The 13754-nt window shown below is 70.1% G+C and carries 12 protein-coding genes; 9 read left to right on the top strand and 3 right to left on the bottom strand.

What is annotated here, in order from left to right; genetic code table 11:
- The first annotated feature begins 177 nt into the window (after positions 1-177).
- From ACKI2N_RS33725 to ACKI2N_RS33695, 7 genes are all read left to right on the top strand, one after another.
- Positions 178-1323 (top strand): exonuclease SbcCD subunit D, encoded by a 1146-nt coding sequence (locus ACKI2N_RS33725; protein WP_420998142.1) that lies wholly within the window; start codon positions 178-180, stop codon positions 1321-1323.
- Positions 1320-4421 (top strand): AAA family ATPase, encoded by a 3102-nt coding sequence (locus ACKI2N_RS33720; protein ID WP_420998143.1) that lies wholly within the window; start codon positions 1320-1322, stop codon positions 4419-4421. The genes ACKI2N_RS33725 and ACKI2N_RS33720 overlap by 4 nt, the downstream gene beginning before the upstream one ends.
- 363 nt (positions 4422-4784) lie before the next feature.
- Positions 4785-5465 (top strand): 3-oxoacid CoA-transferase subunit A, encoded by a 681-nt coding sequence (locus ACKI2N_RS33715; protein WP_420998144.1) that lies wholly within the window; start codon positions 4785-4787, stop codon positions 5463-5465.
- Between the two features lie 20 nt (positions 5466-5485).
- Positions 5486-6127, top strand: a complete 642-nt coding sequence (locus tag ACKI2N_RS33710) for a 3-oxoacid CoA-transferase subunit B (protein ID WP_420998145.1) — start codon at positions 5486-5488, stop codon at positions 6125-6127.
- An 80-nt stretch (positions 6128-6207) separates the two neighbouring features.
- On the top strand, positions 6208-7410 hold the full coding sequence (pcaF, locus tag ACKI2N_RS33705; protein ID WP_420998146.1) for a 3-oxoadipyl-CoA thiolase: 1203 nt from the start codon (positions 6208-6210) through the stop codon (positions 7408-7410).
- A gap of 230 nt (positions 7411-7640) precedes the next feature.
- On the top strand, positions 7641-8372 hold the full coding sequence (locus ACKI2N_RS33700; RefSeq protein ID WP_420998147.1) for an SDR family NAD(P)-dependent oxidoreductase: 732 nt from the start codon (positions 7641-7643) through the stop codon (positions 8370-8372).
- A 126-nt stretch (positions 8373-8498) separates the two neighbouring features.
- Positions 8499-9518 carry a Bug family tripartite tricarboxylate transporter substrate binding protein gene (locus ACKI2N_RS33695; protein ID WP_420998148.1) on the top strand — a complete coding sequence of 340 codons (1020 nt, stop codon included), beginning with the start codon at positions 8499-8501 and terminating at the stop codon, positions 9516-9518.
- A gap of 216 nt (positions 9519-9734) precedes the next feature.
- On the opposite strand, the gene ACKI2N_RS33690 is transcribed toward ACKI2N_RS33695, so the two are convergent.
- The gene (locus ACKI2N_RS33690) at positions 9735-9956 is read right to left on the bottom strand and encodes a hypothetical protein (RefSeq protein WP_420998149.1); all 222 of its coding nucleotides are present in this window, start codon (positions 9954-9956) and stop codon (positions 9735-9737) included.
- Between the two features lie 346 nt (positions 9957-10302).
- Here ACKI2N_RS33690 and ACKI2N_RS33685 point away from each other — a divergent pair, with 346 nt between their 5' ends.
- Positions 10303-10848, top strand: coding sequence for a PadR family transcriptional regulator (locus ACKI2N_RS33685; protein ID WP_420998150.1), 546 nt, complete (start codon positions 10303-10305; stop codon positions 10846-10848).
- Positions 10849-10902: 54 nt separating this feature from the next.
- Here ACKI2N_RS33685 and ACKI2N_RS33680 read toward each other — a convergent pair whose 3' ends face one another.
- Positions 10903-11898 (bottom strand): NAD(P)H-dependent flavin oxidoreductase, encoded by a 996-nt coding sequence (locus ACKI2N_RS33680; protein WP_420998151.1) that lies wholly within the window; start codon positions 11896-11898, stop codon positions 10903-10905.
- An 89-nt stretch (positions 11899-11987) separates the two neighbouring features.
- On the bottom strand, positions 11988-12362 hold the full coding sequence (locus ACKI2N_RS33675) for a nuclear transport factor 2 family protein (RefSeq protein WP_420998157.1): 375 nt from the start codon (positions 12360-12362) through the stop codon (positions 11988-11990).
- Between the two features lie 325 nt (positions 12363-12687).
- On the opposite strand from ACKI2N_RS33675, the gene ACKI2N_RS33670 reads away from it, so the two are divergent.
- Positions 12688-13725: a tyrosine-type recombinase/integrase gene (locus tag ACKI2N_RS33670; RefSeq protein WP_420998152.1), complete on the top strand. Its 1038-nt coding sequence runs from the start codon at positions 12688-12690 to the stop codon at positions 13723-13725.
- Positions 13726-13754 lie beyond the last annotated feature (29 nt).

Raw genomic sequence — 13754 nt, 5'->3', positions numbered from 1 at the left:
TTACGGCTGGAATGGCCCGGCGTGCCGGGGCTGGCGCCCTGGCACCAGCATGCGTGCATTGTGCGAGGCGCGCCCTGAACCGAAGCTGAACGCCGCGCCGGCGGCGTTTATCATGTCGCCTGCCGCGGCCGGCCCTCAGGGCGGCTGTGCCCGCACAGGTCACCTAGGGATTCCACATTGCGTTTTCTTCATTCTGCCGACTGGCATCTCGGGCGCGTCTTCCACGCGCGCAGCCTGCTCGAAGACCAGGCCTGGGTGCTCGACCAGTTCGTGGCGCTGGTCCGCGAGCACAAGCCCGACGCGGTGCTGATCGCCGGCGACGTCTATGACCGCGCGGTGCCGCCGCCCGAGGCAGTGGCCTTGCTCGACGATGTGCTGGCGCGCATCGTGGTGGATGCCGGCGTGCCGGTGGTGATGATTGCCGGCAATCACGACAGTGCGCAGCGGCTCGGCTTCGGCGCGCGCCTGCTGACCGCGCAGGGCCTGCACGTGGCGGGCCGCACCGAGCGCGAAGCGGCCTGCGTGACCTTATCGGACGCGCACGGCGAAGTGCGCATCTATGCCTTGCCCTATGCCGAGCCCGCCACGGTGCGCGATGCCTTCGGCGTGGACATGCCCGGCCACGAGGCGGCGCTCTCTGCCCGCCTGGCTGCCATCCGCGCCGCGCACCCGGCGCAGGCGCGCTCGGTGGTGGTGGCGCATGCCTTCGTCATCGGCGGCGAGGCGAGCGAGTCCGAGCGGCCGCTCTCGGTGGGCGGCAGCGGCGCGGTGGCGGCGGGTGTGTTCGACGGCTTCGACCTCGTCGCGCTCGGCCACCTGCACCGGCCGCAGACGCTGGGCGGGCGTATCCGCTATGCGGGCTCGCTGCTGAAATATTCGCTGTCGGAAGCCGCGCATGCCAAGTCGGTCTCGCTGATCGAGCTGGGCGCGGATGGCGCCGTCGCCATCGAGGCGATCCCGCTCGCGCCCCGGCGCGACCTGCGCATCCTCGAAGGCGAGCTGGCCGCGCTGGTGGCGCAGGGCGCCGCCGATCCGTGGCGCGACGACTATATCCACGCCGTGCTGACCGATACCGGCGCCTTGCTGGACCCGATGGCGCGCCTGCGCCAGGCTTATCCCAACGCGCTGGCGATCGAGCGCGCGGTGCTGTCGCGCTCGGGCGAGGCCAGCGCCGCCGGCCAGCGGCTGCGCCAGCTCGATACCGGCGAGCTGTTCGCCAATTTCTTCAAGGAAGTCGCCGACGAGGAGCTGGACGCCGACCAGCGCCGCGCGCTGACGCACGTGCTCGACGGCATCGCCGCGGCGGACAGGGAGTCCGCATGAGGCCGCTGCACCTGACGCTGCAGGCGTTCGGCCCGTTCGCGGCCCGCGAGGACATCGATTTCAGCCAGCTTGGCGAGCGCGCCTTTTTCCTGATCCACGGTCCCACCGGCGCGGGCAAGACCACCTTGCTGGACGCCATCTGCTTCGCGCTCTACGGCGACACCTCGGGCGGCGAGCGCAGCGCGCAGGACATGCGCAGCGCCAATGCCGACCCGGGCCTGCGCACCGAGGTGACGTTCGAGTTCGGCCTCGGCGCGCAGCGCTACCGCGTGACGCGCTCGCCCGCGCAGGAGCGCCCCAAGCTGCGCGGCGACGGCACGGTGAAGGAAACGCCCAAGGCCCAGCTCGACGCGCTGGAAGCGGCCGGCTGGACCAGCAAGGCCAGCCAGCCCAGCCGCGTGGACGAGTTCGTGCGCAACCTGCTGGGCTTCGACAGCAGCCAGTTCCGCCAAGTGATCGTGCTGCCGCAGGGGCGCTTCCGCGAGTTGCTCACGGCCGACTCCAAGAGCCGCCAGGCGATCCTGGAGCGTCTGTTCCGCACGGAGCTGTACCGGCGCGTGGAAGAACTGCTCAAGGGACAGGCGGCGGGCATCCGCCAGCAGGCCGAGCGGCTGCGCATCGAGCAATCCGCCTTGCTGCAGCAATACCAGCTCGAATCGGTCGAGGCGCTGCGCGCCCAAGTGGCGGCGCTGCAGTCCGGGCTCGAGGAACTGGCGCGGCAGGAGGTTGCCGCGCGCGCCGCGCTGGAGCACGCCCGCCTGGCGACCCAGCAGGGCGAGCAGGCCGAAGCGCGCTTGCGCGAGCAGCGCGAAGCCGACGCGGCCCATGCCGCGCTGACGGCGCAGCAGGCCGAGGTGGAAGCCTTGCGCCAGCGCTTGCAGGCTGCACGCCGCGCGGCGCAGGCGCAGCCGTTCGAGCAGCACCTGCGGCAGGCCGCGCAGGACCACCGCCAGGCGCAGCAGGCGCTGGCAAGCGCGGGCGAGCGGGCAAATGCCTGCGCCGCGGTTTCGGCGCGCGCGGCCGCCGCGCTTGCCGCGCAGGCCGAGCGTGCCGGCGAGCGCCAGCAGATGCAGAAACAGGTGGCCGAGCTGGAAGCCATGCTGCCGCGCGCGCAGGGCCTCGGCGCCTTGCAGGCCGAGCTGGAGCGCGCCGCCGCGGAGCAGGCCGGCGCGGCGGCGGCGCATGCGGCTGCCGCACGCGCGCAGGAGCGGGCGTCCGTGGCGATGCGGCAGGCCGAAGCCGGGCTGGCCCAGGCCGAAACCGGCGCGCGCGGGCTGGAGGCGATCCGGCTCCGGCAGGCTGAGCTGGCGCGCCAGGCCACGATGCTGGACAAATACGCCGCCGCGCTGGCGCAGGCGGCGCAGGGACGCACGCAGGCCGAAGCCGCGCAAGACGCCGCGCGGCAAGCCACCGCGCGCCAGTCGGCCGCCGCCGCGCACCTGCGCGAGACCGAGCGGGCCTGGCGCGCCGGGCAGGCGGCGCGGCTCGCGGCCGGCCTGCGTGCCGGCGAGGCATGCCCGGTGTGCGGCAGTGCCGCCCATCCGCAGCGCGCCTTGCAGTTCGACGCGCCGGTACCCGACGAGATCCTCGACCAGGCGCGCGAAGATGCACGGCTGGCGGACCAGGCCGCGCACGAAGCCGCGGCCGCGGCGCAGTCGGCGCAGTCCGCGCTGGCGCTGCGCCAGAACCAGCTGGAAGAACTGCGGGAAGAACTGCGGGAAGAACTGCGCGCGGCGGTGGCCGAGGCGGACATGCCCGGCAATGCCGTGGCGGATATCGGGGCCGCGCGCCAGGCTCTGGCCGAAGGTGGCCAGGCGTTGCACGCGCAGCAGCAGGCCGCCGAAGCGGCCGAGGCACGGCGCCAGCCGCTGGCCGCCGAACTCGAGCGCCAGCGCGCCGCGCTGGCCGCGGCCGAAGCCGGCATCCGCAGCGCCGAGGCGGTCGCGCAGGGCGCCGCGCAGCGCCACGCCAGGCTGCAAGGCGAATGGGAAGCCGCCAGCGCGCAGGTGCCGCCGGCGCACCGCGATCCCGGGCAGCTGGCACGCGCGCTGGCGCAGGCGCGCCAGGCCCTGGCCGCATCCGAGGCCGCGCTGGGGCGGGCCCAGGCCGCCGACAAGCAAGCCGGCGCGGACCTTGCCGCGGCACAAGCCGCGCAAGCCGCGGCGCAGGCAACCATGGCCGGCAGCGCGCAGCGCGAGCAGCAGGCCCAGGCGGCGTTCGACGGCGCGCTCGCGCAGGCCGGGTTTGCCACGCCGCAGGCCTATGCCGAGGCGCGCTTGCCCGAGACCGAGTCCGCGCAGCTCGAAACCCGCATCCAGCGCTTCGACCGCGACCTTGCCGCCGCCGCGGACCGCCGCGAGCGCGCCGCCGTCGCCGCGCGCGACCTCGCGGCGCCCGATCTCGACGCGCTGCGCCAGGCGCAGGCCGCCGCGGCCGGTGCCCTGGAGACACTGGTCCGCCAGCACGCCGACCTGCACCGCAGCCGCGAGAACCTGCTGCAATGCCAGCTGCGCCTGGACCGGCTCGCCGCCGACGGCGCCGACATCGAGCGCAGCTATGCCGTGCTCGGGCGCCTGGCCGAGGTGGCCAACGGCAACAACCCGCGCCGCATCACCTTCCAGCGCTTCGTGCTGGCCACGCTGCTCGACGAGGTGCTGGAAGCCGCCTCGCTGCGCCTGATGCGCATGAGCCGCAGCCGCTACGAGCTGCAGCGCGTGCGCCAGCAGGGCGACCTGCGCGCCGCCGGCGGGCTCGACCTGGAAGTGTTCGACCACAACTCGGGCGTGGCGCGTCCGGCCAATACGCTCTCGGGCGGCGAAGGCTTCCTGGCCTCGCTCTCGCTGGCGCTGGGGCTGGCCGACGTGGTGCAGTCGCGCGCGGGCGGCATTCAGCTCGATACGCTGTTCGTCGACGAAGGTTTCGGCACGCTGGACCCGGAGAGCCTGGATTTCGCCATCCATACGCTGATCGACCTGCAGCAGGCGGGCCGTCTGGTGGGCATCATTTCGCACGTGGCGGAACTGCGCGAACGCATCGACGTACGGCTGGAGATCCGGCCCGGCGCCGCCGGCAGCACGGCGGAAATGCAGCTGCCGTGAGCCCGCCCGGGGCACGCCGGAAAAGCGTAAGCTCTCCCCCGTGCCGCGCGGCACGGGCCGGTGTCCGGCTAACGCACAAGCGATTTGCCGCTGCCTTGACCGTGCCCGGACCGCAGGTATAATCTGTTCATACTGCGAATTGAAGTTCGTAATTAGAACAAACCAGAATAATAAGAAAAACCAAAGTCTGTTGGATTCGTGTCCGGCGGCACGTCCCCGCACCAGCGGCGGGACGGGCAGGCCGGATGGCTCTTCCGGCAGGACTGTCCGGAGACAGCGTTTCTCGCGCCGCCTGATGTACTCCCTCGTGGCTTGGCGGCCGGTTCCGGGTAGTTCGTCCGGGCTTTCGGAACTGGAACGCAAGTGATCAACAAGCTATTCGACTCGGTGGAAGCGGCCATGGCCGACATCCACGACGGCGCCACTATCCTGATCGGCGGGTTTGGCATGGCCGGCATGCCGGCGCAGCTCATCGACGCCCTCATCTCCCAGGGCGCGCGCGACCTCACCATCGTCAACAACAACGCCGGCAACGGCGAGACAGGCCTGGCCGCGCTGCTCAAGGCCCGGCGCGTGCGCAAGATCATCTGCTCGTTCCCGCGCCAGGCCGATTCCTACGTGTTCGATTCGCTCTACCACGCCGGCGAGATCGAGCTGGAACTGGTGCCGCAGGGCAACCTGGCCGAGCGCATCCGCGCCGCCGGCGCCGGCATCGGCGGCTTCTTCACCCGCACCGCCTACGGCACGCCGCTGGCCGAGGGCAAGGAAACCCGCATCATCGACGGCCAGGGCTATGTGTTCGAAAAGCCCATCCACGCCGACTTTGCCCTCATCAAGGCACAGCGCGCCGACCGCTGGGGCAACCTGACCTACCGCAAGACCGCGCGCAACTTCGGCCCGATCATGGCGATGGCCGCCAAGTGCCCCATCGTCCAGGTCAGCGAGATCTTCGAGCTCGGCGAGCTGGATCCGGAGCACATCGTGACCCCGGGCCTGTTCGTCAAGCGCGTCGTGCGCATCGACGCCGGCAAGACCCCCGTCTGAGCGACAAGGAGATTCACAACATGCAACGCCTGACCCGCGATCAGATGGCCGCCCGCGTGGCCAAAGACATTCCCGACGGTGCCGTGGTCAACCTCGGCATCGGCCTGCCCACCCTGGTCGGCAACCACCTGCCGGCCGACCGCGAAATCCTGCTGCACAGCGAGAACGGCCTGCTCGGCATGGGCAAGGCGCCGCCCGCCGGCGAGGAAGACGGCGACCTGATCAACGCCGGCAAGCAGCCGGTCACGATCAAGCCGGGCGGCTCGTATTTCCACCACGCCGATTCGTTCGCGATGATGCGCGGCGGCCACCTCGACTTCTGCGTGCTGGGCGCCTTCCAGGTCTCCGAGAAGGGCGACCTGGCCAACTGGCACACCGGCGCGCCGGGCGCGATTCCCGCCGTGGGCGGCGCCATGGACCTGGCCATCGGCGCCAAGCAGGTGTTCGTGATGATGGAGCACCAGACCAAGCAGGGCGAGAGCAAGATCGTGCCGCAATGCACGTATCCGCTCACCGGCATGAACTGCGTCACGCGCATCTACACCGACCTGGCCACCATCGACGTCACGCCCGAAGGGCTGGTGGCGCGCGACCTGGTCGAAGGCCTGTCCTTCGAGGAACTGCAGCGCGTGACCGGCGTGCCGCTCAGGCAAGCTGCCTGATCCCGCGGGCGCCTTGCGGGTGCCCGATCCGCTTCACGATTCCACGTACAAGCTTCACGTACAAGCAAGAGAGAGACAACATGACCGAAGCCTTTATCTGCGACGCCATCCGCACCCCCATCGGCCGCTACGGCGGCAGCCTGTCCGCGGTGCGCGCGGATGACCTGGGCGCGGTGCCGCTCAAGGCGCTGATGGCGCGCAACCCGAACCTGGACTGGTCCGCCATCGATGACGTGATCTACGGCAACGCCAACCAGGCCGGCGAAGACAACCGCAATGTGGCGCGCATGTCGCTGCTGCTGGCTGGCCTGCCGCAGAGCGTGCCGGGCGCCACCATCAACCGCCTGTGCGGCTCGGGCATGGATGCCACCGGCACCGCCGCGCGCGCCATCAAGGCCGGCGAGGCGGGCCTGATGCTGGCCGGCGGCGTGGAAAGCATGAGCCGCGCCCCGTTCGTGATGGGCAAGGCCACCAGCGCCTTCTCGCGCGACGCGCAGATCTTCGACACCACCATCGGCTGGCGCTTCATCAACCCGGCCATGCGCGCGGCCTACGGCGTGGACTCGATGCCCGAGACCGCCGAGAACGTCGCCACCGACTACAAGATCAGCCGCGAAGACCAAGACCTGATGGCGCTGCGCAGCCAGGAAAAGGCCTCGCGCGCGCAGGCCGACGGCACGCTGGCGCAGGAAATCACCGCGGTCACCATTCCGCAGAAGAAGGGCGAGGCCATCGTGGTGGAGCGCGACGAACACCCGCGCGCCACCAGCATGGAAGCGCTGGCCAAGCTGCGCGGCGTGGTGCGCGCCGACGGCACCGTGACCGCCGGCAACGCCTCGGGCGTGAACGATGGCGCCTGCGCCATCCTGCTGGCCAGCGAAGCCGCCGCGAAGCAGCACGGCCTGACCCCCAAGGCACGCATCGTCGGCATGGCTACCGCCGGCGTGGCGCCGCGCGTGATGGGCATCGGCCCGGCGCCGGCTACCCAGAAGCTGCTCAAGCAGCTCGGCATGACCATCGACCAGATCGACGTGATCGAGCTCAACGAGGCCTTCGCCGCGCAAGGCCTGGCCGTGCTGCGCGAACTGGGCGTGGCGGACAACGACGAGCGCGTCAACCCCAACGGCGGCGCGATCGCGCTGGGCCACCCGCTCGGCATGAGCGGCGCGCGCCTGGTGACCACCGCCATGTACCAGCTGCACCGCACCGGCGGCCGCTTCGCGCTGTGCACGATGTGCATCGGCGTGGGCCAGGGCATCGCCATGGTGATCGAGCGCGTCTGACGCGCCGCGGCTGGCCGCGCCCCCGCGGGCTCCGGTCCGCGGGGGCGCGCCGTCGGAAAATAGCCGCTAAAGAATAGCGTTTCGCCGCCGTTAGCCTGTCATGGATGTGCAGGCTGATTGAAGTTTCCCCCAACGCAAGAAGCAGTGCGACCGGGCCGACTGGCTCGCCGGCCCCGGCCGCATCTCTTCGAGCATGACCCGGCGCAGCCATGCGCCGGTCGGAGTAAACGATGTCCCTTCCCGTTGCCACGCTCGTCACCGGCGCAAGTTCCGGTATCGGGCGCGCCATCAGCGAGATGCTGCTGGCCGATGGCGTGACCCAGGTGGTCAATGTCGACTACGCCGCCCCCGCCTGGACGCACCCCAACATGACCTTCTTCCAGGCCGACCTGACCGACGCCGCGGCGACGCGCGCGGTGGCCGAGCAGGTGGTCTCGCGCTTCGCCGTCACGCGGCTGGTCAACAACGCCGGCGCCACGCGCCCCGGCACGGCCGATACCGCACGCGTCGAAGACCTGGACTACGTGGTGGGCCTGCACCTGCAGGCCACCATGCTGCTGACCCAGGCCTGCCTGCCCGCGATGCGCGCCGCGCACTTCGGCCGCATCGTCAACATGGCCTCGCGCGCCGCGCTGGGCAAGCCCGAGCGCGTGGTGTATTCCGCCACCAAGGCCGGCCTGATCGGCATGACCCGCACGCTGGCCATGGAGCTCGGCGGCGACGGCATCACCGTCAACGCGGTGGCGCCCGGCCCGATCGCCACGGAGCTGTTCCGCAAGAGCAACCCCGAGGGCAGCGAGCAGACCAAGCGTATCCTGGCCAGCATCGCGGTCAAGCGCATGGGCACGCCCGAAGACGTGGCGCGCGCGTCGATGTTCTTCCTCTCGCCGGAAAACGGTTTCGTGACCGGCCAGGTGCTCTACGTGTGCGGCGGCACCACGCTCGGCGTCGCCCCCGTGTAAGTCCGTGGCGTGGGCGCGGCCAACGTGCCGCGGCGTCATCACGCCGAAGCAATCCGTCAGTAGATAACTAAAAAGACGGCCCGCGCCACGAGCGCGGGCTGATAGCGATTCACCCTGGAGCAAACAATGAAAACCGATTTCCAAGCACGCACCCTGCACGCCAACACGCGCCGGCGCCTGCTGGCTGCCGGCGTGGCCCTGGCAGCGGCCTTCGCCGGCGTGGCCGGCACCGCTCATGCCCAAGGCACCTACCCGACCAAGCCGATCACCATGATCGTGCCGTTCTCGGCCGGCGGCACCACCGACATCCTGGCGCGCATCGTCGGCCTGCAACTGGGCAAGGCGCTCGGCCAGCCCGTGGTGATCGACAACCGTCCGGGCGCGGGCGGCAACATCGGCGCCGCGCTGGCGGCCAAGGCTCCGGGCGACGGCTACACGCTGTTCATGGGCACCATCGGCACCCACTCCATCAACCAGTCGCTGTACTCCCGGCTGCCGTACGACCCGGTCAAGGATTTCGCGCCGATCACGCGCGTGGCCATGGTGCCGAACCTGGTGGTGGTCAACCCCAAGGTGCCGGTCAACAACATCAAGGAACTGATCGCCTACGTCAAGGCCAACCCGGACAAGCTGTCCTACGGCTCGTCGGGCAGCGGCTCGTCGATGCACCTGTCGGGCGAGCTGTTCAACTCGATGACCGGCCTGCACATCCAGCACATCCCGTACAAGGGCAGCGCCCCCGCGGTGAATGACCTGCTGGGCAACCAGATCGGCCTGATGTTCGACAACCTGCCGTCGTCGTACCCGCACGTGAAGGCCGGCAAGCTGCGCGCCATCGCCGTGACCTCGGCCAAGCGCTCGCCGGCGCTGCCGAACGTGCCGACCGTGGCCGAAGCCGGCGTGCCCGGCTACGAAGCCACCTCGTGGTTCGCGCTGTACGCCACCGGCGGCACGCCGCAGCCCATCGTCGACCGCATCAACGCGGAAGTGGTGAAGATCCTGGCCATGCCGGACGTGCAGAAGCAGATGGCCGACCAGGGCGCGGAAGCGCATCCGGAAAAGCCGGCGCAACTGGCTGCCTTCATGAAGACCGAGGCCGTCAAGTGGGCCAAGGTGGTGAAGGCCTCGGGCGCGACCGTGGACTGATCGTTTAGTCCTTTCGCTGTCACCCGTCGGTCCGGCCGCGGTCCGGGACACCCGTCCCGGCCGCGGTTTTGTTTTTCCGGAGTGGCGCCGGCAGGCCGCGCGGCAGCGCGGCGGACGAAAAAAAGCCCACGGCATTCGCGGGCTCAATCCCGGCCCGCTTACAGGGCGGGAGGAGACAAGAAAGCGTCACGGACGCATTTCTTCAACGTCGGGCCTTCAGGAAAGGCTGTACTTGACGACCTGTTCCTCGACGCCGACAAAGCGCACCAGCTGGCGCAGGCCGTTGGCGTATTCCTTGATGTGGTGGCCTTCCGGCGTATCCGGCAGGCGGTAGTACACCGGCATCGGGGCGGCCTGCGCGGGCGGTGCCGCAGGTCCGTCGCCGTCGGCTTCCCACGGGACATCCCGGTCTTCGGCGAAATCTGCTTGTCCTTGCATGGACCACTCCTGATCGATGGATTTGCATGTCCCGCGCCGCGGCCGAACGCAGGCGCGAGCCATGAAAAAATGGCTATGTCTGCAAATGTATGGCAGCGGGACGGAAAATGCCATTTCGCTTTTTTTAACTCTGGCTCCGGCCGACGCTTCAATTTGTCATATATCGCGCAATGATTCAGTTGCGCGCGCCGCATCGAGGCGCCCCCGGGGCAGCTCCCGGCCGGCAGGCCGCGCCCTGTGCGCGGACGGCTTTGCGCTACCATAGGCGGTTGCCATCCAGGCTACCCAAGCCATGCGGCCCGCGGGATTCGCCCGCCGGACCGCCTTCACGCCACCGCCTTCTTGCATGTCCGTCCAGCACGCCCTCCTGACTTCCCTGTTGGAAAAGCCCTCGTCCGGCTATGAACTGGCACGCCGCTTCGACCGCTCGATCGGCTATTTCTGGCACGCCACGCACCAGCAGATCTACCGGGAGCTGGGCCGCATGGCGCAAAGCGGCTGGATCGCCGCGCAGGAGAGCGAAGGCGACGCGCGTAACCGCAAGAAGGTGTATTTCGTGCTGCCGGCGGGCCGCGACGAACTGGCGCGCTGGGTGCTGGAGCCCGCCACCGGGCTGGATGCGCGCGACGAGATCCTGGTCCGGCTGCGTGCCGACGCGGTCATCGGCCCGCTCGGCCTGGCGCCGGAAATGGCGCGCCTGATCGGGATGCACCGCGAGCGGCTGGAGACTTACCGCGAGATCGAGGCGCGCGACTTCGCCGCGGCCGAGCCGACGCGCGCGCAGCAATTGCAGCATGCGCTGCTCAGGCGGGGCATCCGCTATGAAGAGGACTGGGTGGCGTGGGCCGAGGATCTGCTGCCGCTGCTGGGAGAGCCGGCCAGCGCGGCCTGAGAGGGGTGGCGCGGCCCGGCGCGCAAGGCGCCGGGGCCGCGCGGGCCTGCGAGGTCAGGCCAGGTCGGCCGCGGCCGTGGCGGACGCCGCTTGCGCAGCCAGCCCGAGGCGGCGGCGCGCCAGCGCGTATTCCTCGGCGAAGCGGCGCACCAGCTCGGCCGCCGGCACCACGCGCTTGATCGCGCCCACGCCCTGGCCGGCGCCCCAGATGTCCTTCCACGCCTTGGCGCTGCCCGAGCCGAAGTTCATCTTGGACGGATCGGACTGCGGCAGGTCTTCCGGATCGAGTCCGGCATTGACGATGCTCTGGCGCAGGTAGTTGCCGTGCACGCCGGTAAACAGGTTGGAGTAGACGATGTCGGACGCGTTGCTGTCCACGATCATCTGCTTGTAGCCGGATTGCGCGTTGGCTTCCTCGGTGGCGATGAAGGCCGAGCCCACGTAGGCGAGGTCCGCGCCGGCGGCCTGCGCGGCGAGGATGCCGTCGCCGCTGGCGATGGCGCCCGACAGCAGCAGCGGGCCGTCGAACCACTCGCGGATCTCGTGCAGCAGCGCGAACGGCGACAACACGCCGGCATGGCCGCCGGCACCGGCCGCTACCGCGATCAGGCCGTCCGCGCCTTTCTCGATGGCCTTGCGCGCGAAGGCATTGTTGATGATGTCGTGCAGCACGATGCCACCGTAGGAGTGCACCGCGTCGTTGACTTCCTTGCGCGCGCCCAGCGAGGTGATGACGATGGGCACCTTGTAGCGCACGCACAGTTCCAGGTCGTGGTCCAGGCGGTCGTTGGACTTGTGCACGATCTGGTTGACCGCGAACGGCGCGGCGGGGCGGTCCGGGTGGCGGGCGTCGTGCTCGGCCAGTTCGGTGGTGATGCGGTCCAGCCAGTCGTTCAGCACCGGGCCCGGGCGCGCGTTCAGCGCGGGGAACGAGCCCACCACGCCGGCCTTGCACTGGGCAATGACGAGGTCGGGGTTGGAGATGATGAACAGCGGCGAGCACACCACCGGCAGGGAAAGGCGGTTCTGGAGGATGGCGGGGAGAGACATGGCGTTTATATGGCGCTAGGGCAAGGTTAGGTCCGGTGACCGGATCGGGAACGGGGGGCGGGAATGATGAGCGGGAATGAGGTGAGGGATCAGGCGCCCTGCAGGACGGATTTCTGGCTGGCGAGCCGCGCGCCCATGGCGGCCGCCAGCGCATCCAGGCCGCTCTTGGGGCGCACCATGACTTCGAAGTCGTCGATCTTGCCGTCGGCGTCGAAGCGGATCATGTCGATGGCCTTGACGGACTTGCCGTCCACCCGGGCGCTGAACTCCAGCACCACGCTGCGGCCGTCGTCGCCGACGAAGCAGCGGTGGTAGCGGAAATCCTGGAACACCTGGTTGACGGTCTCCAGCACCATGCGCAGCGCGACGCGGCCCGGGTAGGGCGTGTGCGCCACCGGCGAGTGGAAGACGACATCGTCGGCGACGATGCTGTCCAGCCCGGCCATCGAATGGGTGGCGATCATGCGGTGCCAGGTGGCCAGCGAAGCCTGGGCCGCTGGCGACAAGGATGCTTGGGTCAAGATGTCTTCTCCGGGTTGGCCGGGGGCAGGCAGGCCGCCCCGGCATCGTTCTTCGCATCGTTCGGTATCGCGCTTCTGCAATGTTATGCAACCAGTTGCATGAGCGATAAGCCTAAAGGTAGCAGCCCGCGCCTGCGATTGCAACTGGCTGCATGCCCGATGCGGGGCGCGCTGGCGTGGTGCGCGTTCCCATATTCCGCAGGGTTCGGTCTTTTGTGGCGACTTGTCTACAATACGGCCATTGCCGCAAACCAAAGCAGGAGCGCGAGTGAACACCAACATAAGCGCCGACGGGCCGGCCCCGGCCCTGTTCGATGCGGACCTGGCCGCCTGGCGCGCCCAGCCCGAGCGCGCTTTCGACGGCTGGCTGGCGCGCCACGGTTTTCGCCATGGCACCGCGGTGGTCTACCGCGCGATGTGGGGCAAGCTGCTGCGCTGGTCCGGCGAGCGCGGCGTGGCGCCGCTGGCGTGGTCGGCCGAGCAGATCGGCGCGTTCCTCGACGAGCAGGACCTGCACAAGCACCATCGCTACCGTTATGCGCGCCTGATCGAGCGCGTGTTCCATCATCTGTCGCAATTGCAGGACGGCCTGCACAATCCGGCCAGCCAGGCGGTCCGCGCGCATCTCGCCGAGGGCGAGAACGATCCGACCGCTTTCCTGCTGCCCGCCGAGCGCGACATCCTCGTCGCCCGCGTGCTGGAAGCGCCGCCGCCATCCGCGCAGGATGGCAAGGACGCCGGCGCGCCATCGCCGACCCAGTGGAAACGCGCGCGCGACACCGCACTGGTGGCGGTGCTGCTGGGTGCCGGCCTCAAGGTGGGCGAAGCCCGCAATCTGCGCACCGAGAGCATCGCCGCGGATGCCTCGGCCCTGCGCCTGGTGCGCGCCGACAACGGCCGTGCCTACGAGGCGCCGGTCTTTGCCTTCGCCCGCGCCGCGCTGCTGGCGTGGCTGGAAACCCGCGCGGCCTCCGACACGCTTGGCGGGCTGGTCTTTCCCGCCACCCCGGGCGGGCGCCCGTTGCATGCGGCCTCGCTGTACCGCCGGGTCGAAATCCTGCTCGACGAAGCCGGCGTGCTGGCGGGGCGCAGCGAGCGCGCTTCGCCGCAGACGCTGCGCAATACTTGCTGCGCGCTGCACTTCGAAGCCGGCGCGAGCCCGGCCGAGGTGGCGCTGCGCCTGGGCATGCGCGATCTGGAGTCCGGCTGGCGCCTGCGGGCCGCTTTCGAAGCGTGGCTGGCCCGCTCGGGCCAGCTGCCGCCGCAAAATAACGCCGCCGTCACGGGCGCGGCGGACGCGGCCTGATATGCTTGTGCGCCATTTCCCCGCTATCG

This window comes from Cupriavidus sp. 30B13 (genome assembly GCF_049059565.2).
GTDB lineage: Bacteria > Pseudomonadota > Gammaproteobacteria > Burkholderiales > Burkholderiaceae > Cupriavidus.
This window is presented reverse-complemented; position numbering and strand designations above follow the sequence as displayed.

Bases quoted from the DNA above. Each gene is read 5' to 3' on its own strand.
- ACKI2N_RS33720 (WP_420998143.1), top strand. From the start codon at position 1,320: ATGAGGCCGCTGCACCTGACGCTGCAGGCGTTCGGCCCGTTCGCGGCC.
- ACKI2N_RS33710 (WP_420998145.1), top strand. From the start codon at position 5,486: ATGCAACGCCTGACCCGCGATCAGATGGCCGCCCGCGTGGCCAAAGAC.
- pcaF (WP_420998146.1), top strand. From the start codon at position 6,208: ATGACCGAAGCCTTTATCTGCGACGCCATCCGCACCCCCATCGGCCGC.
- ACKI2N_RS33700 (WP_420998147.1), top strand. From the start codon at position 7,641: ATGTCCCTTCCCGTTGCCACGCTCGTCACCGGCGCAAGTTCCGGTATC.
- ACKI2N_RS33695 (WP_420998148.1), top strand. From the start codon at position 8,499: ATGAAAACCGATTTCCAAGCACGCACCCTGCACGCCAACACGCGCCGG.
- ACKI2N_RS33690 (WP_420998149.1), bottom strand. From the start codon at position 9,956: ATGCAAGGACAAGCAGATTTCGCCGAAGACCGGGATGTCCCGTGGGAA.
- ACKI2N_RS33685 (WP_420998150.1), top strand. From the start codon at position 10,303: ATGTCCGTCCAGCACGCCCTCCTGACTTCCCTGTTGGAAAAGCCCTCG.
- ACKI2N_RS33680 (WP_420998151.1), bottom strand. From the start codon at position 11,898: ATGTCTCTCCCCGCCATCCTCCAGAACCGCCTTTCCCTGCCGGTGGTG.
- ACKI2N_RS33675 (WP_420998157.1), bottom strand. From the start codon at position 12,362: ATGATCGCCACCCATTCGATGGCCGGGCTGGACAGCATCGTCGCCGAC.